This window comes from Acidovorax sp., from assembly GCF_016783915.1.
Taxonomy (GTDB): Bacteria; Pseudomonadota; Gammaproteobacteria; order Burkholderiales; family Burkholderiaceae_C; genus Acidovorax.
Genome location: NZ_JADHVT010000030.1, coordinates 17,814 through 40,747 on the forward strand (window position 1 = coordinate 17,814; position 22,934 = coordinate 40,747).

23 protein-coding genes are annotated in these 22,934 nt (G+C 65.4%); 3 read left to right on the forward strand and 20 right to left on the reverse strand.

The window, feature by feature from the left end:
• Positions 1-249: 249 nt before the first annotated feature.
• Positions 250-1,332 (forward strand): adenylate/guanylate cyclase domain-containing protein, encoded by a 1,083-nt coding sequence (locus tag ISS20_RS08470; RefSeq protein WP_291435566.1) that lies wholly within the window; start codon positions 250-252, stop codon positions 1,330-1,332.
• Positions 1,333-1,351: 19 nt separating this feature from the next.
• Here the strand turns inward: ISS20_RS08470 and ISS20_RS08475 are convergent, their stop codons facing one another.
• On the reverse strand, positions 1,352-2,098 hold the full coding sequence (locus ISS20_RS08475) for a haloacid dehalogenase type II (RefSeq protein ID WP_291435568.1): 747 nt from the start codon (positions 2,096-2,098) through the stop codon (positions 1,352-1,354).
• 174 nt (positions 2,099-2,272) lie between these two features.
• Between ISS20_RS08475 and alaC the strand changes: the two genes are divergently transcribed.
• Positions 2,273-3,487, forward strand: coding sequence for an alanine transaminase (alaC, locus tag ISS20_RS08480; protein ID WP_291435570.1), 1,215 nt, complete (start codon positions 2,273-2,275; stop codon positions 3,485-3,487).
• Between the two features lie 137 nt (positions 3,488-3,624).
• Here the strand turns inward: alaC and ISS20_RS08485 are convergent, their stop codons facing one another.
• From ISS20_RS08485 to ISS20_RS08545, 13 genes are all read right to left on the reverse strand, one after another.
• The gene (locus ISS20_RS08485) at positions 3,625-4,251 is read right to left on the reverse strand and encodes a hypothetical protein (RefSeq protein WP_291435572.1); all 627 of its coding nucleotides are present in this window, start codon (positions 4,249-4,251) and stop codon (positions 3,625-3,627) included.
• A 383-nt stretch (positions 4,252-4,634) separates the two neighbouring features.
• The gene (locus tag ISS20_RS08490; protein ID WP_291435575.1) at positions 4,635-5,471 is read right to left on the reverse strand and encodes an urease accessory protein UreD; all 837 of its coding nucleotides are present in this window, start codon (positions 5,469-5,471) and stop codon (positions 4,635-4,637) included.
• Between the two features lie 92 nt (positions 5,472-5,563).
• The gene (locus ISS20_RS08495) at positions 5,564-6,952 is read right to left on the reverse strand and encodes an FAD-binding oxidoreductase (RefSeq protein WP_291435577.1); all 1,389 of its coding nucleotides are present in this window, start codon (positions 6,950-6,952) and stop codon (positions 5,564-5,566) included.
• Between the two features lie 101 nt (positions 6,953-7,053).
• Positions 7,054-7,839 (reverse strand): ABC transporter permease, encoded by a 786-nt coding sequence (locus ISS20_RS08500; protein ID WP_291435604.1) that lies wholly within the window; start codon positions 7,837-7,839, stop codon positions 7,054-7,056.
• Positions 7,840-7,970: 131 nt separating this feature from the next.
• Positions 7,971-8,801: an ABC transporter ATP-binding protein gene (locus ISS20_RS08505; RefSeq protein WP_094286805.1), complete on the reverse strand. Its 831-nt coding sequence runs from the start codon at positions 8,799-8,801 to the stop codon at positions 7,971-7,973.
• A gap of 197 nt (positions 8,802-8,998) precedes the next feature.
• Positions 8,999-9,997, reverse strand: a complete 999-nt coding sequence (locus ISS20_RS08510; RefSeq protein WP_291435581.1) for an ABC transporter substrate-binding protein — start codon at positions 9,995-9,997, stop codon at positions 8,999-9,001.
• A gap of 86 nt (positions 9,998-10,083) precedes the next feature.
• On the reverse strand, positions 10,084-10,947 hold the full coding sequence (locus ISS20_RS08515; RefSeq protein ID WP_291435583.1) for a creatininase family protein: 864 nt from the start codon (positions 10,945-10,947) through the stop codon (positions 10,084-10,086).
• A 31-nt stretch (positions 10,948-10,978) separates the two neighbouring features.
• Positions 10,979-11,443, reverse strand: coding sequence for a RidA family protein (locus tag ISS20_RS08520; RefSeq protein WP_056747374.1), 465 nt, complete (start codon positions 11,441-11,443; stop codon positions 10,979-10,981).
• A complete protein-coding gene (locus ISS20_RS08525; RefSeq protein WP_291435588.1) occupies positions 11,440-12,759 on the reverse strand; it encodes an amidohydrolase family protein in 1,320 nt (439 codons plus the stop codon). The genes ISS20_RS08520 and ISS20_RS08525 overlap by 4 nt, the downstream gene beginning before the upstream one ends.
• Before the next feature lie 23 nt (positions 12,760-12,782).
• Entirely contained in the window at positions 12,783-13,370 is a 588-nt protein-coding gene (locus ISS20_RS08530; RefSeq protein ID WP_291435590.1) for an NAD(P)H-dependent oxidoreductase, read from the reverse strand.
• A gap of 32 nt (positions 13,371-13,402) precedes the next feature.
• A complete protein-coding gene (locus ISS20_RS08535) occupies positions 13,403-13,705 on the reverse strand; it encodes a 2Fe-2S iron-sulfur cluster binding domain-containing protein (protein ID WP_099729425.1) in 303 nt (100 codons plus the stop codon).
• 189 nt (positions 13,706-13,894) lie between these two features.
• Positions 13,895-14,551, reverse strand: coding sequence for a TetR/AcrR family transcriptional regulator (locus ISS20_RS08540; RefSeq protein ID WP_056747723.1), 657 nt, complete (start codon positions 14,549-14,551; stop codon positions 13,895-13,897).
• 67 nt (positions 14,552-14,618) lie between these two features.
• Positions 14,619-15,146 (reverse strand): nucleoside deaminase, encoded by a 528-nt coding sequence (locus ISS20_RS08545; protein WP_043566080.1) that lies wholly within the window; start codon positions 15,144-15,146, stop codon positions 14,619-14,621.
• A gap of 439 nt (positions 15,147-15,585) precedes the next feature.
• Here ISS20_RS08545 and ISS20_RS08550 point away from each other — a divergent pair, with 439 nt between their 5' ends.
• Positions 15,586-16,581, forward strand: a complete 996-nt coding sequence (locus ISS20_RS08550) for a 2OG-Fe(II) oxygenase family protein (RefSeq protein ID WP_291435593.1) — start codon at positions 15,586-15,588, stop codon at positions 16,579-16,581.
• 21 nt (positions 16,582-16,602) lie between these two features.
• Here ISS20_RS08550 and otnI read toward each other — a convergent pair whose 3' ends face one another.
• From otnI to ISS20_RS08580, 6 genes are all read right to left on the reverse strand, one after another.
• Positions 16,603-17,400, reverse strand: coding sequence for a 2-oxo-tetronate isomerase (otnI, locus tag ISS20_RS08555; protein ID WP_291435595.1), 798 nt, complete (start codon positions 17,398-17,400; stop codon positions 16,603-16,605).
• A 27-nt stretch (positions 17,401-17,427) separates the two neighbouring features.
• Complete coding sequence (locus ISS20_RS08560; RefSeq protein WP_291435597.1) at positions 17,428-18,495, reverse strand: alpha/beta fold hydrolase; 1,068 nt, start codon at positions 18,493-18,495, stop codon at positions 17,428-17,430.
• A 56-nt stretch (positions 18,496-18,551) separates the two neighbouring features.
• On the reverse strand, positions 18,552-19,241 hold the full coding sequence (locus tag ISS20_RS08565) for an aldolase (RefSeq protein WP_291435610.1): 690 nt from the start codon (positions 19,239-19,241) through the stop codon (positions 18,552-18,554).
• 17 nt (positions 19,242-19,258) lie between these two features.
• On the reverse strand, positions 19,259-20,536 hold the full coding sequence (gene otnK / locus ISS20_RS08570) for a 3-oxo-tetronate kinase (RefSeq protein WP_291435599.1): 1,278 nt from the start codon (positions 20,534-20,536) through the stop codon (positions 19,259-19,261).
• Positions 20,533-21,444, reverse strand: a complete 912-nt coding sequence (gene ltnD, locus ISS20_RS08575; RefSeq protein ID WP_291435601.1) for an L-threonate dehydrogenase — start codon at positions 21,442-21,444, stop codon at positions 20,533-20,535. The genes otnK and ltnD overlap by 4 nt, the downstream gene beginning before the upstream one ends.
• 36 nt (positions 21,445-21,480) lie before the next feature.
• A partial coding sequence (locus ISS20_RS08580; protein ID WP_291435602.1) for a GntP family transporter occupies positions 21,481-22,934 on the reverse strand: 1,454 nt, incomplete at its 5' end.

Below are 22,934 nucleotides of genomic sequence, written 5' to 3' on the forward strand. Positions count from 1 at the left end.
GATTGATAGCGGTTAGCGCATGTGGTTCTAGCGCTTGGAGCTAAAAAGACCAAAAAGGCGCTGTGAAGCTGCTCACGCGCTCATGCCCTGTTCCCTGATGGGGTGTGGGTGCTGCAGCAAACGCTGTTGCTGCTTTGCCCGCGGTGTTTTCACCGGTTGACCAGCCGCTGGGCGGCGCATATTCTGGGTGGCGCGGGGCACCCTTGCCCCCACCCACAAAAGCCCAGCCGCCCCACGCCCCAGACCTCCATGCACAAAGAATTCCACCACGACGCCGTGCGCCGCCTGCAGGCGCTGATCGAACGCGAAACCGGCAAGCCCCTGGGCGAGGCGGCGCAGGCCGAGATGGCCGACATCCTGCACGGCATGGAGAACCCCGAAGGTGCTGCCGCCGACGGCCTGGCCGTGGCGCCGCGTGAGGTCACGATCCTGCTGGCCGACCTGCGCGGGTTCACCGCGCTGTCGGGCTCGCAGCCGGCGTCGGTGGTCATTGCGGCGCTCAACCGCTGCCTGGCACGGCTGTCCGAAGTGGTGTTCAAGTACCAGGGCACGATCGACAAGTTCATGGGCGACTCGATCATGGTGCTGTTTGGCGCCCCGGTGGCCCGCGACGACGACGTGGACCGCGCGCTGCTGTGTGCGGTGGAGATGCAGATCGCCATGCGCGAGCTGAACCTGGCACACCTGACGGAGCGGTTGCCCGAGGTGTTTCTGGGCATCGGCGTGAACACGGGCACTGTGATGGCCGGGCGTTTTGGCTCGGATGTGTATTCCGAATACACGGTGATCGGCGAGGCCGTGAACCTGGCGTCGCGCATTGAGGCGCTGAGCCTGCGGGGCCAGGTGCTTATCAGCGACTCCACGTACCAGCGCTGCTGGGGGTTGGTGTCGGCGTCTGCGCCCATGCAGGTGTTCGTCAAGGGGCGCACGCAGCCCGTCAGCCTGCGTGAGCTGATCGCCATCCCCTCGCACAAGCTCAAGGTGCCCCGCCAGGAGTTCCGTCGCAGCCACCGCGTGGACGCGCGCCTGCCCTGCCTGTGCCAGCGCATGCAGGACAAGATCGTGGTGCCACACATCGTGCACGGCGCCATCCGCGACATTGGCTACCACGGCCTGCTGGTGGAGCTGATCGAGCCGCTGGAACCCCACAGCGAGATCAAGCTGGAGTTTGAGCTGCCGCTGGTGGACTACCGCGTGGCCGATGTGTACGCCCGGGTCGTCACCCTCAAGCAGGAGGGCGATGAATGGGTGGCCGGGCTGGAGTTCACCTCCATCAGCGCCGAATGCCGCGCCAAGGTGCAGATGTTTGTGCAGCTGCTGGTGGCGCACTGACGCACACACCGCTGGCCGTTCAGCATCCCAGCAGGCTGGCGAGATCGGTCAGGTTCTTGGCATGCAGGTCATTGCCCGGCTGCGGCGACACATCCTTGGGCTGTGCCACGCCAAACTCGTGTGGCCGTTCGATGTACGCCGTGCGCAGGCCACAGCCCCGCGCAGCGGCCAGGTCGTCGTGGTGCGCTGCCACCAGCGCCACCTGCTGTGGCGGCAGGTCAAACACCCGCGCCACGCCCAGGTAGGTGTCGGGATGGGGCTTGTAGGCCTTGAACACCTCGGCGCTCAGCACACAGTCCCAGGGCAACCCAGCGCGCTTGGCCATGTTGGTCAGCAAGCCGATGTTGCCGTTCGATAGCGTGGTGATGGTGTAGCGCTGCTTGAGCCGCGTCAGCCCCTGCACGCTGTCGGGCCAGGCATGGAGCCGGTGCCACGCGCGGTTGAGGTGCTGGCGCTCGGCCTCACCCAGGTGTGCCAGCCCAAAGCGCGGAAGGATCTCGTCCAGGATCTGCCGGTGCAGGGCATCGATCAGCGTCCAGCCCTGTTCGCCGCGCATCACCCGCGCCATGGCGGGCTGGTAGCCCGCGCGCCACGCCAGTGCAAATGCATCCGCATCCACCTGGGGATAGAGTGCCCGCACCTCGCGCGCAATGCTGCCGTGCCAGTCCACCACGGTGCCAAAGATGTCGAAGGCCAGCACCTGCGCCTGGGCCAAGGGATGGTCGGCAGGCAGGGCAGTGGGGTTTGCGGATGGGAGGGTGTTCATGCGCCCATCGTAGAGGCGGCGGCAAGCCCTCGTCCCCACTGCGGCATTGCCGCCACACTGCGCACAAAGGGCTGGAGTGCTGCCCGCAGCTTGCGCTACATTGGCTGCGGGCTGGCCTTTCTGTCAGCCACGTCGCTCGGACGGTTCCGGGCGCTTACGTGAAAGTCACACCGCATGTCTGCATCGCAGGGCAAGCGCCGTTTTGCGCGCATCGATCGCCTCCCTCCCTACGTCTTCAACATCACGGCCGAGCTCAAGCTCGCCGCCCGCCGCCGGGGCGAAGACATCATCGACATGAGCATGGGCAACCCCGACGGGGCCACACCACCGCACATCGTCGCCAAACTCACCGAAGTGGCCCAGCGGCCGGACACCCATGGCTACAGCGCCAGCAAAGGCATCCCGCGCCTGCGCCGCGCCATCAGCCACTGGTACAAAGACCGCTACGCGGTGGACATCAACCCCGACACCGAGGCCATCGTCACCATCGGCTCCAAGGAAGGCCTGGCCCATCTGATGCTGGCCACGCTGGACCGGGGCGACACCGTGCTGGTGCCTGACCCGAGCTACCCCATCCACATCTACGGTGCGGTGATTGCCGGTGCCGACATCCGCAGCGTGCCCGTGGCGCCCGATGTGGACTTCTTCGCAGAGCTGGAAAAGGCCATCCGTGGCAGCTACCCCAAGCCCAAGATGATGATCTTTGGCTTCCCCAGCAACCCCACCGCGCAGTGTGTGGACCTCTCGTTCTTCGAGCGCGTGATCGCCCTTGCCAAGAAGCACGACATCCTGGTGGTGCACGACCTGGCCTATGCCGACATCGTGTACGACGGCTACCGCGCGCCCAGCATCATGGAAGTGCCCGGCGCCAAGGACGTGGCGGTGGAGTTTTTCACCCTGAGCAAAAGCTACAACATGGCTGGCTGGCGCGTGGGCTTCATGGTGGGCAACCCCGACCTGGTGGCCGCGCTGGCCCGCATCAAGAGCTACCACGACTACGGCACCTTCACCCCCCTGCAGGTAGCCGCCATCGCTGCCCTGGAGGGCGACCAGCAGTGCGTGAAAGACATCGCCGCCCAGTACCAGCGCCGCCGCGACGTGCTCTACAAGGGCCTCACCGAAGCGGGCTGGGCCGTGGACTGCCCCAAGGCCAGCATGTACATCTGGGCCCGCATCCCCGAGCCGTATCGCGCGCTGGGCTCGCTGGAGTTTGCGCGGCAGCTGCTGGACAAGGCCAAGGTGTGCGTGTCGCCCGGCATTGGCTTTGGCGACCAGGGGGATGAATATGTGCGCTTTGCGCTGATCGAGAACGAGGCGCGGATTCGGCAGGCGGTGCGGGGGATTCGGGGGATGTTTAAGGGCGATGGCATCCTTCCGGTGCCAATCTAAACAAGCAACTGTTGGCGAGAGATGCAGACAGAAAAAAGAATGCCCATTGGGTCGCTTTTTACCAAGCCGGTGGTGGGTGTGAGCCCAGCCAAATGCTCGCGACTGCCATGTCACATCTTAGAAGTGAGTGCCTCTCGTCAACTCCCGAATAGAAGCAACTCAAGATCTTCTCTGGCCGGTACTTTTTCTTCGTAAACCATCTTGATAAGAACCCTCCTCAGAATTTCCAAGGAGTTAAGAAGATCATTGGCAGTGTGCTTGGGGGCTCCATGAGCTGCGGCTGACCGAGCATCGTAGAGTTTCATCGCTCGCTTGTGCTCAGCGATCCGAGGCGGTCCTGGTGGGTGAAGGTATGCGGCGATCATCGCTGACACTCGAAAGCGTAGTTCGCTTGTGGACGAGGTGAAGAGAGCCTCAAGAGCCGCCCACACCGAAACCAAACCAAGTGCGGAGCTGTGAATGAGCTGGACTTGAGCAATGGCATCAAGTCCCAGGCTAAACGCGGCGCTTTGTTGTGTCAGATCAAGTGCGGTTTCCCAGTGCTTCTTGATCCAGTTCAAATCTTCCTTCGTGTCGCGTTCAGTTGCTGGATGAAGTTGGAAATACCATGGCTGAACTTCCACTGCATTCGCTACGTGTACACGAGAAACAGTCCCTGCTATCTTTTCTGGAGGCTCAGCGGACATCATCGTTAGGCGGATGCGTGGATCAACCCACATTCGCATAAGCGCAGTGAGTCGCATCGCGACTTCCGAGGAGTTCATGCCCTGGCGCCTGTACGTCGAGGGAATATGAAGGACAACATCGGAGTCAAACCCAAATCCATCGCCTGTTGCAGCCCAAGGACCTGGATGAGGCTGGTTCGGTTTCTCCGGCCGCTTGACCGCAAGCATGGTATGGGACATCACATGCGCGTAGGAGCGAGAGAGTGTGATTCCGTGCCCTAACTCAAAAGGCTCCTCACCAACAGCAATGGACGTCAAACAGCAGTACAGAGGGTGGGAATTTAGCTTTTCCATACCATATTCTGATCCTCAGAGTACGCAACCTGCTGTCTTCTACTAAGGCGAGCTAAACAAATAGTGACCTATGTGAGTCATTAGTAAGAGTTGACTTCGATACCTTTTAAGGTATTGAACCCGGCGCCCTACATCGCCCAAATCCTAGGCGCCTCCCCCTCCAGTCCCCACAACACCTCCCGCCACGCCACGCGCACGGCCTTGAGCAGTTTCATCGCAGGCTCCACCTGCGGCGCCAACACGCGCACCACCACCATGCGATCGTTGGGGCTGGTGGCGCCAGCGGTGGACTTGACCTGGGGGTGCTGATCCATCACTGCACGGGCCGCGTCCAAGGCCGCGTCGCGGCGGGTGCGGTCCAGTGGCGTGCCTGCGGCAAGGAACATGCTGGCCATGCAACGGTGGCCCGCTAAACCCAAGGGGCTACTCAGCAGCCGGTCATCGGCGGCGTCGATCACGCCGCGCTCCAGCCACAGGCCGGGCACTTCCAGGTGCTGTGTGAAGCGGCCTTGTTCAAACGGCTGGCCCGCGTGCGGCAGGCCCAGCGCGGTCACGTCCCAGGCGATGCACTCGGCGCCGGGGGCGAGGTTCAGCGTGAGGTGGTTTTCAGCGTGGCAGGCGCTGTAGCACAGGGCTTCCAGCGGCAGCCATTCCAGGCGCGCGCCCTCGGCCAGGGTGAGGTGGCTGCGTTGCGGCGCCAGCGGGCCGGTGGAGCGGTAGAAGCGCGTGGCGCCGGGCGTGGTGACCAGGCCGTGGGCGCCGGGGCCCACGGTGGCGGTGATGTCCAGCGTGTCGCCGCCCACCAGGCCACCGGGGGGGTGCACCAGCACGTTGTGGCAGATGGCGTCGCCCTCGGGGTACAGGCTTTGCAGGATGCGCAGCGGCCCGTTGTGCTCGTAGCGGGCTACCGTGCGGGCGTTGTGTTCTGCCGTGTAGTCGAGCTGAAGGCGGGCGTGCCAGGGCATGTTTCGGTGGTTTGCTACTAAATGAGTAGCTGATTATGCCCTGCAGGTAAGCGGTAGAGGCCCGTGGGTGCGACACGCGCCACCCGTTTTCTCTACGCTGTTTGGCGTACAGGTGTCTGCACGGGGGCTGTGGGTTCGGCCGTGTACCAGCTGCGCAGCTTGCCCGGGTTGAGCAGGCCCTGGGGGTCAAAGCGGCGCTTCATGCCCACCACGGCCGGGTCCAGGTTGTTCTGCTTGCCGTCTTCCACGATGTACACATGTGGGTTGTTGATCTGCACGCCGTGGTCGCGGTAGATCTGCATGATCTGGTTCAGGCGCTCTTCGGTGGTGTAGCGGATGATCTGCAGGCCGCTGCAGTTGAAGGCGCCTTCCTTGGTGCGCAAGAACTCCAGGTGCATCATCACCTCGCCCTTCAGCGCGGCCTCCAGCGCCTTCACCTGCTTGAGGCGGTGCATGGGGTTGAAGCCGCTCTGGATGTAGGTCAGGCCCTTGTCCACCTTGAGGGCGTGCAGGGTGGTGTGGTTCCAGGTGTATTCGAGCAGCGTCTTGTGGCTGCTGGCCACTTCGTCGGCCGTCTTGCGGTAGGTGACCTGGCCGCCGTGCTGCGCCACCATGTCGCGCATGCCGGCCTCGGAGTGCGGGGCTACCAGCAGCAGCACCGCGTGCTGGTCGGCAGGCAGGTGCTCTGCCAGACTGGTGAAGTACTGCGGGATGGGTGCAGCCAGAAAACACACCTCTTTTTTCTCCAGCCCGGGGGCGCTGCCAAAGCGGTCGGCAAACTCCAGCGCGGCGTCAAACTGCGCGAAGGTGGCGATGCATTCGGTCCACTCCACGGCAGGGGTCAGGGCCACTTCCAGCTCCAGAACGATGCCGTTGGTGCCGTAGGTGTGGTGCAGCAGCATGGCCTCGGGGCCGCGCAACTCGATGACCTGTGGCTCAGGCTCCACCGTCATCGCTCGCACGGCCAGCACGTTGCCGGGCGCGGCCAGCGGGCCGTGGTTGATGGAGCCTGCGCCCCCAAAGCCGCCGCCAAACAGCCCGCCCAGCGTGGCGCTGCGGTAGGTGCTGGGCAGCCAGCGCAGCTCTTGCCCGTGCGGCTTGGCCTGTGCGTCAAAGTCTGCCAGCCGGATGCCCGACTGCGCGCGGCCCACACCGCCGCGCACCCAGCCAAAGGCGTTGTAGCCCGACAGATCCAGGATCACGCCGCCGTGCAGTGGCGTGCTCTGGCCATAGTTGCCGGTGCCGCTGCCGCGCACGGTGAGGGCGATGCCCGCGCTGGCGCAGGCGGCCACTACCTGCCGGATTTCTGCTTCGGTGCGCGGGCGCACGGCGATGTCGCCGCGCTTGCCCGCCAGGTCGCGTTTGAGCACGGGGCTGAACCAGGCAAAGTCCTGCGAGAGGCGGCCCACGCGCAGCGGGTCGGCGATCCAGTCGAGGTCGGGCAGCAGGTCGGGCAGTTGATGGGCGGTGGTCGCGGTCATGTCGTATCTCCTGAGGGCCGATGGGGCCGTTTTTGGGCGAAAGGGGGCCTGCACCGCGCAACCCGATGGTTGTGCGCGGTGTGGTGTCGGAAGTGTTGGGTTCAGTCCTGCGAGTTTTCGGAGGCGTGCCAGCCGCCGAGTGCTATGCGCGTGAGCCACGCCATCAGCACGAAGAGCGCGACGCCGGTGAGCGATATCAGCAGCAGTGCAGCAAACATGCGGGGGATGTTGAGCTGAAAGCCCGCCTGCAATATTTGGTATGCCAGCCCCGCACCCTGACCCCCGGTGCCCGCCACAAACTCAGCCACCACAGCGCCGATGAGAGCCAGGCCGCTGGAAATGCGCAGCCCGCCAAAGAAGTAGGGCAGCGCGCTCGGGATGCGCAGACGCAGCAGCGTCTGCAGCCGCGTGGCGCGGTTGAGCTGGAAGTAGCTTTGCAGGTCAGGCTCCACACTGCGCAAACCCAGCGTGGTGTTGCTGATGATGGGGAACAGGGCCACCAGTGCGGCGCAGATCACCATCGACGCCGTTGGGTCCTTCACCCAGATGATGATGAGCGGCGCCACGGCCACGATGGGCGTGACCTGCAGCAGCACGGCGTAGGGGAAGAGTGCGGTCTCGATGCGTTTGCTCTGAACGAACAGGAACGAGATGAGCACACCCGCCACCGTGGCCACCACAAAGGCCAGCACCGTGATCTTGACGGTGACCCACAGCGAGCCGCCCAGGGCGGCCCAGTCGGTGAACAGCGTCTTCATCATCAGGATGGGCGAGGGCACCAGGTAGGGTGGCAGCTCCATGGCCGTGACCAGCCCCTGCCACAGCGCGATCAGCACCAGGCCGACCAGCACGGGGTAGACCACGCGCTGCACGCGGGGTTGGGCCATGAGCGGCGGGCGTTTGGGTGTGGCCTTGGCGGCAGGTTTGGCAGCGACTGCTGCGGGCGCTGAGCGCGGGGCGGCTGCGGGGTGGGCGGTGACCACGGGCGACGCCATCGGTGCGGAAGGGAAGGGGGTGCTCATGCCACGGTCTCCTCGGTGTCCACGCTGGCGCGCAGCAGGCTGTCCTGCAGCAGCTTGGCGTAGCGGCTGAATTCGGGCGACACCATGAAGTCGGCCGTGCGGGGGTAGGGCGCATCGATGCGGAACTCTTCGACCACTCGGCCCGGGCGCGCAGCCATCATGACCACGCGGCTGGAGAGGAACACCGCCTCGTGGATCGAGTGCGTCACAAAGATCACAGTGAGCTTCTTCTTGCGCCACAAGTCGAGCAGGTCAGCGTCGAGCTTGTGGCGAGTGATTTCATCCAGTGCGCCAAAGGGCTCATCCATCAACAGCAGGTCGGGCTGGGTGACCAGGCCGCGCGCAATCGATACGCGCATCTGCATGCCGCCGGACAGCGCGCGGGGCAGGGCGTTGGCAAACTTTGACAACCCCACCAGCGCCAGTGCTTCGGTCACGCGCGCATCGGCCTCGGCACGCGGCACGCCCGCCAGGTCCAGCGGCAGACGCACATTGGTCTGCACACTGGCCCAGGGCATGAGCGTGGGCGACTGGAAAACAAACGCCATCTTCTTGCCGCTTTCGTCCAGCTGCGCCACGGGCTTGCGCCACAGGTGTAGGCGGCCGTCGGTGGGCTCCAGCAGGCCCGCCACCATTTTCAGCAGCGTGCTCTTGCCGCAGCCCGAGGGGCCGAGCAGGGTGACGAATTCGCCTTCCTCAATGGTCAGGTCTACCGGCAGCAGGGCCTGGGTGCCATTGGGGTAGGTTTTTTCGGCCGAGAGCACCTCCACGGCGGGTGTGGGGCGCGGCGCGGGTGCCAGAGGTGGCGAGGCAGCGGGAATGGACATGGTGGTGCCTTTCGATGGATGTGGCCGGGGAGGCTGGCCGCTGTGTCAGGGCGATGGGGCTTATCTGTCGTAGCGCTTGGCTTGGCGCCAGCCGCTGGAAACTGGCGCGGCCCGAGCCAGCGAACGCCGAGCAAGGGCCGCCCCGCAGCGAGGGCGTTGTCCCCCTTGGGGGAAGGCGCGAAGCGACTCAGGGGGGATCAAGGAAGAACCTTGAGGTCTTTGACGAACGACGTGGTGTAGGTCTCGGCCAGCTTCACCTTGGCAGGGTCGATGAGCTTGGCGTCCACCAGGAAGTCGTAGCTGGCCTTGGCGCGCGCGTCGGTCATGATGCCGATGCCCATGGTGGTGGCATCGCCGCCCGTGGCCATGCCCATTTCCTTGAGCTTGGCCACGCTGTAGGCGAGCTGCTCGTCGGTCATGTTGGGGTTGTCCTTCTTGATGAGCGCGTTGGCGGGGGCTGGGTCTGCCAAGTAGCTCTTCCAGCCTTCCATCGACGCCTTCACGAACGAGGCCACAGCGGCGCTGCGGTCCTTCACCGTCTTTTCCATGCACGAGATGGTGGTGGCATAGGCGGGGTAGCCTTGGTCGCTGAACATCAGCGTGTTTGCCTTAACGCCCGCCTTGGCAATCGCAAACGGCTCGGACGTCAGGTAACCCTGCTGGGCGGAGTTCTTGTCAGCGACAAAGGGCTGGATGTTGAAGGTGTAGGGGCGGGTCTGCGAATCGGTGAAGCCGTACTTGGCCTTGAGCCAGGGCCAGTAGCCGCGCTGGGCCGACGAGGCGATCAGGATGGTCTTGCCCTTGAGGTCTTCGAATTTCTTCACGTCCTCGTGGGCGATGAGTACCTGCGGGTCCTTCTGGAACACGGCCGCCACGTTGACCACGGGCACGCCGCCTTCACGCATCTGGATCATCTGCAGGTCGCTCGACCCCATCACGCATTCGGCCTGGCCGGCGGCCATCATCTGCACGATGTTGACCTGCGGGCCGCCCATCTTGATGGTCACATCCAGCCCGTACTTTTTGTACAGGCCCGTGGCCACCGCCTGGTAGAAGCCGCCATGCTCGGCCTGCGCATACCAGTTGGTCATGTAGGTGAACTTTTCCTGCGCGTGGGCCTGCATGGTGCCGACGGCACCAACAGCGAGCAGCGCGGCTGCACCCAATTTGGAAAGGCGGGAGGCGGTCTTCATCATGGTGGTACTCCGGTAGGGTGGTGGAGGTGGAACGAAGGGACAACGAAGGGGAAGGCGAAAAGGTTTTGCGGTGGCGTTCGCAGGTTTCAGGCCAGTGCGCTGGAGTGCTCCACGTGGCCGGTGTGATGGGCGCGGCCCCAGGTGGGCTCAGCGCGCGGTGCCCACTGCAACTTGTGCAGCTCGGCAATGGCGGCGGCCCAGCTCACGGCCAGCGAGTCGAGGATGGCGTGCCCTTGTTCGGCCGTGGCGGGAAGCGGGTCGCCAATGATTCCGCTGGGGCCGAAGTCGCGCGCACTCCAGGCGCAGGCCGGGCGGCCGTCGGGTGAGAGCAGGGGCGAGTCAAAAACGGGCGGGTAGTTGACTACCGCACGCTCCATGTGCACGGTGTCGGGGGCCAGCGCCAGCATCAGCGCCGTCTCGGCGTGGCCTGCGTGCATCGCCAGTTTCTTTTCGGTGTCGGACAGGTACTTGCCCGCCACATGCGGCACACGCCAGGTGAAGCTGGGCACGACGATGAAGTCGCCATGGCGCAGGCGCAGCTCGCGCGCGCACATTTCCATCACCTGCGGCTGGCCGCCGTGGCCGTTGACGAACAGCAGCTTGCGAAAACCCGCGCGGTATACCGACTCGCCCACCTCGTTCATGGTGGCCAGCAGGGTCTCGCCGCTCAGCGTGACGGTGCCGGGGAAGTGCAGGTGCTCTTCGGACTTGCCGTAGGTGATTGGCGCCATCGCAAACGCAGGCACATCGGCCGGCAGGCGCGCCAGCGCATGGCCCACCACACCCGCGCTGATCACCGTGTCCACCGCACAGGGCAGGTGCGGGCCGTGCTGCTCGGTGGCGCCCGTGGGCAGCACGATGACGGTGTTTTCCTTGTCGGGCAGGTCGGCGATCTCGGTCCAGCTCAGGTAGGGCAGGTAGCGGTGGGGCGGGTTGTAGCCGTGCAGCATGAAAGACTTTCGTGAAGGTGTTGGGGGTGTATCAGCGCTGTGGCAGATAGGCCGTGGCTTCGACCTCGATCAGGATGTCGGGCGTGGGCAACATGCCGCTCACTTCCACTACGGTGGATGCGGGGGGCTCGCCGGGGAAGAACAGCTTGCGCACGCGGCTGTACTGTGGGAAGTGGTCCAGGTTCTTGAAGTACTGCACCAGCTTGAACACGTCGGACATCTGGCCGCCTGCGGCCTCGATGGTCTGGCGGATGCGGTCGAGCACATACCAGCTCTGCGCGAGGATGGGGCCCTCCTTGATGTCGCTGCTGAACTCGCCCGTGCGGCCAATCAGCGTGGCGGCCTCATGCGGGATGTCGTCGTAGCCACGCACGATGCGGCTGGCGGCAGGGTCCACGGCAATGATCCCGCTCAGGTAGATGAAGTCGCCTGCGCGGCGCCATGCGGCGTAGCGGGCCAGGGGCTGGGCGATACCTGGCGCAGATGTGGGGCTCATGCGAGGCTCCTTGTGGATTGGGTGGTTGGCACATGCCAGGCAGCCGGTGCATGGCCGCTGGCGACGCGGCCCTGGCGCAGCACCACACGGCTTTGTGCGCGCGATGGAAAGCCCCAGTGGTCAGCCTGCGTGAAGACCAGCAGGTCAGCCACCGTGCCAGGCTGCAGCGGCAGCGCCGTGGTGCCAGTGCGGCCGGTGCACAGCCAGTCGGCGCGGCACAGCGATTCGCTCCATTGGTCGAAAGGTGCATCCAGTTGCGCAGCCAGCACACCCGTGGCCAGGGCTTCCAGCGGGTCAAAGCTGCCCACGGGGCAGAACGGGTCTTGCACGTTGTCGCTGGCGACCAGCACCGGGATGCCGCGTGCACGGGCCTCCTTCACCAGCGTCAGACCACGCTGGCGCGGCGTGCGGCCGGTGGTGGCGTCCTGCAGCAGCAGGTTGGTGATGGGCAGCGTGACCAGGGTGATGGGGCTTTGTGCCACGGCATCGAGCGTGGCGAGGGCCGTGGCCTCGTCCTGTGCGGCCAGCGCGCAGGTGTGGCCGCAGACCACATGGCCTTCGAAACCCAGCTCCTTGAGCAGTGCGGCCGTGGTCGCCAAGCCCTGGGCGCCGGGGTGCAGTTCTTCGTCCACATGCAGGTCCACGTTCAGCCCGTGGTGTTGTGCGGCTTCCAGCAGGTGGCGCAGCGCCTGCGGATCCCAGTTGGTGGAATGCACAAAGCCGCCCAGTAGTGCTCCGGGGCCGCTGGCGGCCACGGTGGCGGCCAGCCGTAGGGCAGCGCTGCGGTCTGCGTACAGGTGCAGGGGGATCAGGCTCACGCGCTCCAGCGTGATGCGGTCGGCCCAGTCGTGGGCCAGTGCGTGCAACACGTTCCAGGCCAGCGGCTGCGCGTCGGGCTCCCACCAGTCGCAGTGGGTGCGCAGGTGGACGGTGCCTGCGTCGTAGGCCCATTGCAGCGCGCGGCTGGCGCGGGCGTGGATGTCGGCTTCGGTCCAGCCCTGGCGATCCACCATCATGGCCTCGATGGCGCCCAGCAGGCCGGGTTTGACCTCTCCCATGCGCGGCAGGGTGAAGGCCTTGTCCAGGTGGGTGTGCGCATCGACCAGGCCGGGCAGCACCAGCGCGCCTGCCACGTCCCACACAGCGCCGTGTAGCGCAGGCTGGGTGCCGTGGGGCAGCACTTGCACGATGCGGCCCTGGGCCAGGCGCAGATCGGCCAGTGCGGGCTGGTGGCCCTGCTGCGGCCACGCGGAGGGCAGCAGCCAGCGCGGCAACCGGGCGCGCAGGATGTGGTCGGGGGTGTTGGATGCGTGCATGCCGTGGCCCTTAGAACGTTGTCTTATGCAAAGCGCGCCATCGCCTGGCCCACGCGGGCCTTGAAGGCCGCCAGCCGGGGCGGTGTGGCCACGTTCATGTGGTAGTAGGCGTGGTAGTCCACCCGGGCCTTGCCGCCCGTGAGCAGGCGCATGTAGCGGGTGATGGACTTGCGCGGCGGGTCGCCCATGAACAGGGCCGTCCAGCGGGGGCGCCCGTAAGTGACCACGGCCGAGATGCGCTTGATGTGCGTGAGCGAGGGCTTGACGTTGTGCGGATCGCTGATGTCAAAGGCCACGCCGGGCATGAGCACGCGGTCGAAAAATCCCTTGAGCATCGCCGGCATGCCAAAGCACCAGGTGGGAAAGCAGAAGACCACGGCTTCGGCCCAGAGCAGGCGGTCCACATAGCCCTGCACGGGCAACTGGTTAGTGGGCACCTCGTGGTAGCCCAGGCGCTCTTCGCGTGTCATCACGGGGTTGAAGCCCTCGGCGTACAGGTCGCAGTCGTCCACCTCATGGCCCGCGCCGCGCAGCTGCTGCACCACCTCGGTGTGCAGGGCTGCGTTGTAGCTGGTCTCTACCGGGTGGCAATAGATCACGAGGATGCGCATGGCGGGGGTCCTTCGGGTTGTGGGGGATGGGCCTACAGGTCCAGCGTGAGCGTGGCGCTGTGGCTGCGCGCGCAGCACACGGCGACGTGGGTGGCTTGCTCTGCAGCGCTCAGGCAGCTGTCGCGGTGGTCGGGCTCGCCGTCCAGCCAGCGGGTCACGCAGGTGCCGCACACGCCCTGCTCGCACAGGGTTTCCAGCGGTACGCCAGCGAGCTGCAGCACATCGGCCATGCTCTCGCCGGGGGCGACGGGCAAGCGCATCTGGCTGCGCTGCAGGATCAGCTCGAATGCGTGTTCTGTGCGGGCGGCGTCGGCGGTGTCAGGGGCTGTCTGCATTGTTTGACCATGTGATTTGATCGATTGGTCAAACTATTGCAAAGGCTGTGCCAGCCACAAAAAGCGGTCAAACGTCTTTGTGGTGGATCAACGCGGCCTGAAAGGGGCTTTTGACGCCGCGTGCTGGTGCAAATTGCCCGGGATTCGCCCCTCGGGCACCCGAGGGATGCCCAGAATGGGGCGGGGGCCTTAGTCTGGTGCGAGGCCGCAGCCCAGCAGCACAAAGCTGGTGAGTTCGCGCACGATGGGCTCGCGGTCGATGGGCTCGTCGGGCGCCAGGCCCAGCATGATGTGCACCTGCACGCCGTAGTCGGCGTAGTGCTGCGTCATGCCCCAGATCTGCATCAGCAAAACCTTGGCGTCCACCTTGCGCATGCGGCCTTCGGCAATCCAGCGGTTGATGAGGTCCACCTTCTGCTGGGTGGACTTGACGGCTACGGGCCAGTATTTGCCCAGGTTGCGCCCACCGCCCAGCACCTCGGTGGTGAAGATGCGCGACAGGCCCGGGTTGTCCAGCGCGTAGTCGAGTTTTTTGCGCACGTAGCTGCTCAACACCTTCTTGGGATCGTCGCTGTTGCTGTCAAAAATGAAGGCGCCCGACCAGCCGTTGAGCACCGAGTACAGCAGCTCTTCGTACAGCTCTTCCTTACTGCTGATGTAGTAGTGCAGCTGGGGCTTGGTCAGCCCGGCGCGCTCGGCAATGGCTTTGGTGGATGCCCCCTTGAAACCATGGCGACTGAACTCGGCAATGGCTGCCTCGCGGATGGCGCCCAAGATGCGTTCGCGCCCCTGTTTGGCGCGGCTGAGCAGCGCGCCGGAGGCGGCTTCGGCTTCGGATTCGGTCATGGCTTTGGTGCGAGGCATGTGGGGATTGCAGAGTGTGCGCCGCAGATTCTGCCCGCGCAGGAGTGGGTCAGACTTTCCAGAACCCGATATGGGGCGCGCTGGCTTCTTCGACCAGCGCCGGGCCGATGCATTCGATGGCGTGGGGCGAGGCGGCAAACACGTCGCGGCACGACAGCTCGGCGTCGCGCTGTTCGGCCCGCTCGCCCCGGAACACGCGCAGGCGTTCGGCATCAATGCCGAACACCACGCGCCCAATGCCCGACCAGAAGATGGCGCCCGCGCACATCACGCAGGGCTCGGCCGAGGAATACAGCGTGGCCTTGGCCAGGGCATCGCGGCCCACACGCGGGCTGAGCTGGCGCACGGCATTGGTCTCGGCGTGGCCGGTGCAGTCGCCGGTCTCGGTGGTGTTGCAGTAGGCCTCGGCCAGCAGGCGCCCTTCGGCACTGATGACCACCGCACCAAACGGCCGGTTGCCGCGCGCGCGGGCCGTGCACGACCACGCGATGGCCTGGCGCAGGTAGGTGCCGTCGGTGTCGTTGATGGGGGTGGGGTCGTCAAAGCTGGCTGGGGGTGCAGACATGAGCGCGTGCATGGTGTAGGTGTCTCCGTCGATGGTGGGTGGTTGGCTGTCGTTTTGCAACGCCGGACTGTCTGCACGCCCGCCGTTGTGGCGCAGGGCGCTATGCATTTGGCATGCCAATCACAATCAGTGACATGTATGCATGGCTTTTGATGCGCTGTGCACAAGCGCTCTTACCCTGCGTGAACACACAAGCAAGGCGCCGTGGGCATTCTTCTTGCATCGCTATTGGCAAGAGTAGAAGCGTTCACTGCATTGCCCCCTGTGCCATCCTGCGCGGGGAGGTGCCAGTCGGAAATTGCTCTTGAAGCCCGCTGTGCGCGCAGCGGTGTGCGTTTGCACACCGTGGCTTCAAGGGTTGAAAGGACGGCCGCCGCAGGCGGTGCCACCCACTCTTGAAGCACCCAGCGGGAGGGCCTTTCTTCCTTCCACTTGTCTTCAGGAGAACTGCATGACCACCACTGCCACCTACGACCTCGCCGAGCTGCAAAAAGAAACGCGCATGGGCGCGATGGGCTCGGAAACCGCGAGCCGCGAGATCCGCCGCATCGACCTCAGCCACTTTGCTCAGCGCAAGACCGAGATTGCCGACCAGCTATGGGACGCCGCCGTCGATGTCGGCTTTTTCCAGATCGTGAACCACGGCATTGACCTGGCCGAGGTGCACAACGCCTTTGCGATGACCGAGCGTTTCTTTGCGCTGCCGGATGGCGTGAAGGCGCAGTACCCGCTCAAGAAGGCGCTCAACGTGGGCTGGGAGAGCCGCGCGCAGGTGCGCCCCTCCACTGGCACACCGGACCAGAAGGAGTCGTACCAGATCACCCGCCCGCACATGGCGGGCCTCTGGCCCACTGACGAGGAGCTGGCAGGCTTCCAGGCCACCATGCTCGCGTTTGAGGGCCAGTGCTGGCAGGTGGCCATGCAGGTGCTGTCGTGTTTTGCGTGGAAGCTGGGGTTTGACGAGGCCTTCTTTGCCCGCGCGCACGACCCTGCGCAGGCCAGCTACCAAAGCACCTTGCGCCTGCTGCACTACTTTGCGACCCCGCCCGAGCAACAAGCCAGCCTGGGCCTGTGGCGCGCGGGGGCGCATACCGACTTTGATTGCCTGACCCTGCTCTTTCAGCGCCAGGGCCAGGGCGGCCTGCAGGTGTGCCCGGGCAAGGAGATGGACACCCAGGCCTGGACCTCGGTGGAGCCCGACGAGCAGGCCATCACCTGCAACATCGGGGACATGCTGATGCGCTGGAGCGACGACCAGCTGCCCAGCAACTTCCACCGTGTGAAGAACCCTCTGCCCGGCGAGTACATGGGGCCGCGCTACAGCATCGCCTTCTTTGCCCAGGCCAACCGCGACGCCATCATCGAAGGGCCCGGCAAGAAGTACCCGGCGATTGCCGCGGGCGACTACCTGAACCAGCGGGTGGCGGCTAACTTCAAGGCGTATTGAAAGGGGAACGGGCGGTGCTGTTTACAGCCAGGGCTTGAGCCAGCCCAGCCCGTCGGATGTGGCATGGGGCGCCGCGCCGCGTGCCGGGCGGTATTCGCAGCCAATCCAGCCGTCGTAGCCCAACTGGTCCAGCAGCTTGAACAGGTAGGTGTAGTTGACCTCGCCCACATCGGGCTCGTGCCGCTCGGGCACACCGGCAATCTGGAAGTGGCCGACGTTGCCTGTGGGCAAGTACTGGCGCACCTTCATGGCCAGGTCGCCTTCCACGATCTGGCAGTGGTACAGGTCCATCTGCACGCGCGCGTTGGCGGCGCCGATCTCGGCGATCAGCGCGTGGGCCTGGTCCTGGCGGCTCAGGAAGAAGCCGGGCATGTCGCGGCCATTGATGGGCTCCAGCAGGATCTGGATGCCGTGCGGTGCAGCCTGCTCGGCGGCGTGGCGCACGTTGGCGATGTAGGTGGCGCGCACGGTGGCCGCGTCTGCACCCTGGGGCACCAGCCCGGCCATCACGTGGATGCGGGGGCACTGCAGCGCCTGGGCGTATTCGATGGCTTTGGCAATGCCTTCGCGGAACTCGTCCTCGCGCCCGGGCAGGCAGGCCAGCCCGCGCTCACCCGCGTCCCAGTTGCCAGGCGGGGCGTTGAACAACACCTGCTGCAGACCGTTGGCTTGCAGGCGTGTGGCCAGTTCTTGCGCAGGGTAGGCGTAGGGGAAAAGGTACTCCACCGCCTGGAAGCCATCGCGGGCAGCGGCGGCAAAGCGGTCGAGAAAGTCCACGTCGTTGTAGAGCATGGACAGGTTGGCGGCAAAGCGGGGCATGAAAAAAGGCTTCCTGAAAAATATGGGTCAGCGGCGCGGTGCGTTGGTGAGCACCTGCGCCAGCCGGTCTTGGTAAAAGCGCGCCAGGCCCACCGTGCTGTGGCCGAGGGTGTCGGCGCTGGCAGGGATCACGTAGGCCTGTGCGTGCGAGATGCGGGCGATGGCTTTTTCCAGCACGCCCAGTTCGGGCGGGTTGCGCTCATCGTCGGCCGAGTTGATGGCCAGCACGCGCGCAGTAATGCGTTCCAGCCCGGGCTCGGGGTCGTAGTCGCGCGAGGCCTCCCATTGGTAGATGTGGTCGTTGGCATCGCCACGGAAAGGGGCTTTGAGGCGTTGCTCCACCAGCGCATCGGCCGCAGCGCGATTGGGGGCCAGCTTTTGCAAGCCCTGGTTGCCCCCGTTGGTGCCGGTGCCAAAGAACACCGACGCAAACTGCAGGCTGCGGGGCTGGCGGGTGTAATTGCCACCCTGCCATTCGGGGTCGTTGCGGATGGCATCGACCAGCAGGCGGCGCATCATCCAGTTGCGGCCTGACATGGCGGCGGGCAGCGAGGCCATGGGCACGGCAACGTCCATGAAATCGGGGTGGCGCTGGGCCCACACCCAGGTGTGCATGCCGCCCATGGAGTTGCCGATGATGGCGCGCACATGACGCACGCCCAGGTGCTCTGTCAGCAGGTGGTACTGGGCCTGCACCATGTCGTCATAGTTGTAGGCCGGAAACGCAGCGCGCAGGCCGTCCGACGGCTTGCTGGAGCGGCCGGTGCCGATGGCGTCCGGCAGGATGATGAAGTACTTGCGTGCATCCAGCGGCTGGCCGGGGCCAAACAGCGTGCCTGCAAAGCCGGGGGAGAGCATGCTCTCTGCCGAGCCATTGGTGCCATGCAGCACCAGTACCGGCTCGCCTGTGGGATTACCCACGGTGGAGTAGGCCAGCTTGAGTTCGGGCAGGGTCTGGCCGGTGTGAAAGCGGAAATCCTTGACGACCCACTCGCCATGCTGGGGGGCGGGGTAGTCCGCAGCCGATGCACCGCCCGTGGCCAGCACGCCCAGCAGCATGGGAGCAAAGGCTTTGCGCCAGAAAGATAGGGTCATGGTTTGTCTCCTTGTGTGTGTTCTTTCGTCCCCGCGCCATGGGCACAGCCCGCCCGTTACCAGTGGGCACCAAAGCTCTGGCGCAGCTCCTCGATCTGGGGCTCGGTCAGCGGCGTGGGGCGGGGTTGGCACAGCATCCACAGACGCGCGGTTTCTTCCAGCTCTTCCAGCACGGCCATGGCGGCGGCAGGCGTGTCGTGCCACACGTTGGGCCCCAGGCGCGCCAGCATCACGGCGTGCACAGGGCTGCCCTGTGCGGCATAGCGGGTGATGGTCTGCGCCACCAGCATTGCAGCTGCGGCATCACCGGGGCGGTGGTAGGGTATGTGCGGCACGCGGCCCACCTTCATGACGAAGTAGGGCGTGATGGGCGGTAGCAATTGCGCATCGGACATCAACTGTCCGCCTGCAGCTGTGTCGGCTTGGAGCGAGCACGCCACCAGGTGTGTGCTGTGGGTGTGGATCACGCAGCGGGCGGGCGCTGCGGTGTTGGCTGATGCGTCGTAAATCTGCCGGTGCAGCGCAATGGTCTTGCTGGCACGGTCGCCCGCCACCTGCTGGCCTTGCCCATCTAGGCGCGCCAGCCGCTCGGGCTGCAACGTTCCCAGGCAGGCATCGGTGGGGGTGATGAGGTAGCCGTCTGCCAGGCGCACGCTGATGTTGCCTGCGGTGGCGTGTACATAGCCCCGCTCAAACAGGCTGCGGCCCACGCGGCAGATCTCGTCGCGGGCTAGGGCTTCATCCATGAACGCGGGGGTAGAGGTCATGCCAACAATTGTGCAAAAGCCTTGGTGAAAAAGTCGGTGCTGCCAAAATTGCCCGACTTCAGCGTGATGTGCAGCCCGTCCTTGGCGTCGGGTGCCACGGCATGGCACCACGGCACGCCGGGGTCGATCTGCGCGCCAATGCGCATTTGCGTGATGCCCAGGGCCTGCACACAGGCACCGGATGTTTCACCGCCCGCCACGATGAGCTGGCGCACACCGCGCTGCACCAGGCCGCGTGCAATGGCGGCAATGGTTTCCTCCACCATGGCACCGGCTTTCTCGGAGCCCAGCTTGCCCTGGATGGCACGCACGGCCGATGGCTCGGCGGTGGAATACACCAGCACCGGGCCTTGGCCAATGTGGCCCTCAGCCCAGGCCAGCGCTTCGGCGGCCACGTCCACGCCTGCCGCGATGCGCAGTGGGTCGATGGCCAGAGCGGGTTGGCCCGCTTTGATGAAATCCATCACCTGCTGGTTGGTGGCCACCGAGCAGCTGCCCGACACGATGGCCTGAAGCCCTCGCGCGGCGGGCAGGCGGGCTGCCTCGTTGCTGGGGGCCACGCCAAAGTTGCCCGGCAGGCCAATCGCCACGCCGGAGCCCGCTGTGACCAGCGGCATGTCCTTGAGCGCAGGGCCCAGGCGCATCAGGTCAGCGTTCGACACCGCATCGACCACAGCCATGCGCACGCCCTCTGCCTTCAGTTGGTCGATGCTCGCGCGGATGGCGGCCTCGCCCTGTGCGACCACGCTGTGGTCGATCAGGCCCACGCGGCTCGATGTTTGTGCCTGCAGCACGCGCACCAGGTTGGGGTCGGCCATGGGCGTGAGCGGGTGGTTCTGCATGCCGCTCTCGCTGAGCAGCACATCGCCCACAAACAAGTAGCCCTTGAACACCGTGCGCTTGTTGTCGGGGAAGGCGGGCGTGGCGATGGTGAAGTCGGTGCCCAGGGCCTGCATCAGCGCATCGGTCACGGGGCCGATATTGCCTTCAGCGGTGCTGTCAAACGTGGAGCAGTACTTGAAGTAGATCTGCTCAGCGCCCTGAGCCTGCAGCCACTGCAATGCGGCCAGCGACTGGGCGATGGCTTCGTCCTTCGGGATGGTGCGCGACTTCAGGGCCACCACGATGGCATCGGCCTCCGCATCCAACGGGGCCGTGGGCACACCCATGGCCTGCACCACGCGCATGCCTGCGCGCACCAGGTTGTTGGCCAGGTCGGTCGCGCCGGTGAAGTCGTCGGCAATGCAGCCCAGCAGTGCGCGTGCGCGTGTCATGCCTTCTCCTTACCCTCAGGCAATGTGATGCCCGGGAAAATCTTGATCACGGCGCTGTCATCTTCCTTGGCAAAGCCTGCGGTGGATGCCTGCATGAACATCTGGTGCGCGGTGGCAGCCAGTGGCAGGGGGAATTTGCTGGCGCGTGCGGTGTCCAGAACCAAGCCCAGGTCCTTTACGAAGATGTCTACAGCCGACAGCGGCGTGTAGTCGCCCGCCAGCACATGGGCCATGCGGTTTTCAAACATCCAGCTGTTGCCCGCGCTGTGGGTGATGACCTCGTACAGCGCTGCAGCGTCCACGCCTTCGCGCAGGCCCAGGGCCATGGCTTCGGCGGCCACGGCAATGTGCACACCGGCCAGCAGCTGGTTGATGATCTTGACCTTGCTGCCCGCGCCCGCCTTGTCGCCCAAGCGGTACACCTTGCCTGCCATGCCGTCGAGCACGGCGCCCGCTGCAGCATAGGCCTCGGGCTTGGCCGAGGTCATCATGGTCATCTGGCCCGATGCAGCTTTGGCTGCGCCGCCGGAGATAGGCGCGTCCACATAGTGCAGGCCCAGGGCGTTCAGGCGCGCTTCCAGCGCCACGGACCAGTTAGGGTCCACCGTGGAGCACATCACAAAGGTGCTGCCGGGGCGCATGGTGCTGGCTGCACCGCTTTGGCCATCGTCGCCAAACAGCACGCTCTCGGTCTGCGCGGCGTTGACCACCACCGACACCACCACATCACTCACCGCTGCCAGTGCTGCCGTGGTGGCGTGGGCTGTGCCACCGTCTGCCACAAAGGCATCGGCCACGCCGGGGCGCACGTCGCACACGTTGATGGTGAAACCGTTGTTGCGCAGGGTCTTGGCAATGCCAGCGCCCATGGCGCCCAGGCCGATGATGCCGACGGTGGGTCTTGTCATGTTGTCAGTCCTTCAAAGAAATTCAAAACAGGGGGCTCAGGCCACCAGTGCCCACAGCAAGGCAGTGAGGGCAAAGCCCGCCAGACCCAGCACGGTGGTCAGCACCGTCCAGGTGCGCAGGCCGTCGCCTACGCTCAGGCCCAGGTAGCGGGTCACGATCCAGAAGCCCGAATCGTTGACGTGCGACAGGCCCAGGCTGCCAAAGCCAATGGCAACCGTGAGCAGCGCTACTTGCAATGGGGAATACCCGCCACCCGCAATGGCGTCGGCCAACAGGCCGCAGGTGGTGATGATGGCCACGGTGGCCGAGCCCTGTGCTGCGCGCAGGGCCAAAGAGATGATGAACGCCAGCAGGATGAGCGGCAGGTGGGTGGCGGTGAGGCTTTGCGACAGCGCCGTGCCAATGCCGCTGGCGGTGAGCACCTTGGCAAACACGCCGCCCGCGCCCGTCACCAGAATCACGGTGGCTGCAGGGGGCAGGGCAGATTCCATGATGGCGTTGGTGCGCTCGCGGTTCCAGCCCTGGTTGCGGCCCAGCAGGAACATCGCCAGGCCCACAGCCACCATCAGCGCAAAAATGGGCGAGCCGATGAAGCCCAGCACATTGCGCAGGCTGTCGCCCTTGGGCAGCAGCGTGGCGCCCGTGGTGCCCGCCATGATGAGGGCCAGCGGGATCAGGATGAGCGCCATGATGGTGCCCACACCGGGGGCGGCAGCAGCCTTGGGGGCCTTGGAGTCCGCGCCTTCTTGGCTGTTGCCAAAGGCCGCAAACTGCTCGGCCGTTGTGGGCAGCATGGGGTAGCCCTTGCGGTTGAGCCAGCCGGAAACCACCTGCGACAGCGCCGCCAGCGGGATGCAGATGGCCAGGCCAATGATGGTGATCCAGCCAATGTCGCCCTTGACGATGGCTGCCCCGCCCACGATGCCGGGGTGCGGTGGCACCACCACGTGTGCGGCCAGCATGATGCCCGCCACAGGCAGGCCGAACTTGATGGGGTTGACGCCCGCCGCCTTGCAAAAGCCGTAGACGATGGGCACCAGGATGATGAAGCCCACGTCAAAAAACACGGGGATGGCCAGCACCAGCGCTGCGGCGGTGAGGGCCATGGGCACCCGTGTGGGCCCCAGCAGCTGCGTGAATCGGTTGGCCAGGCTGGCCGCGCCGCCCGAGACCTCGATCATGCGCCCCAGCATGGAGCCCAGCGCCACCAGGATGGCCACCGAACCCAGCGTGCCGCCCATGCCTGCAATCAGCGTGCTGATGATGTCGCCAATGGGCATGCCGGTGGCAAACGCCACCAGAAAGCTCACCAGCATCATCGCCACGAAGGCATGGACTTGCCAGCGGATGATGAGCAACAGGAGCAGGCCAATGCTGCCGGCGCCGATGCCGAGAAGTGCGAGGGTGGACATGTACGGGATATCTCCGGGAGGGAAGGTGCAGCAGCGCAATGGGATGGGCCCATGCAGCGTTTCGGGCGAGGCCTGAA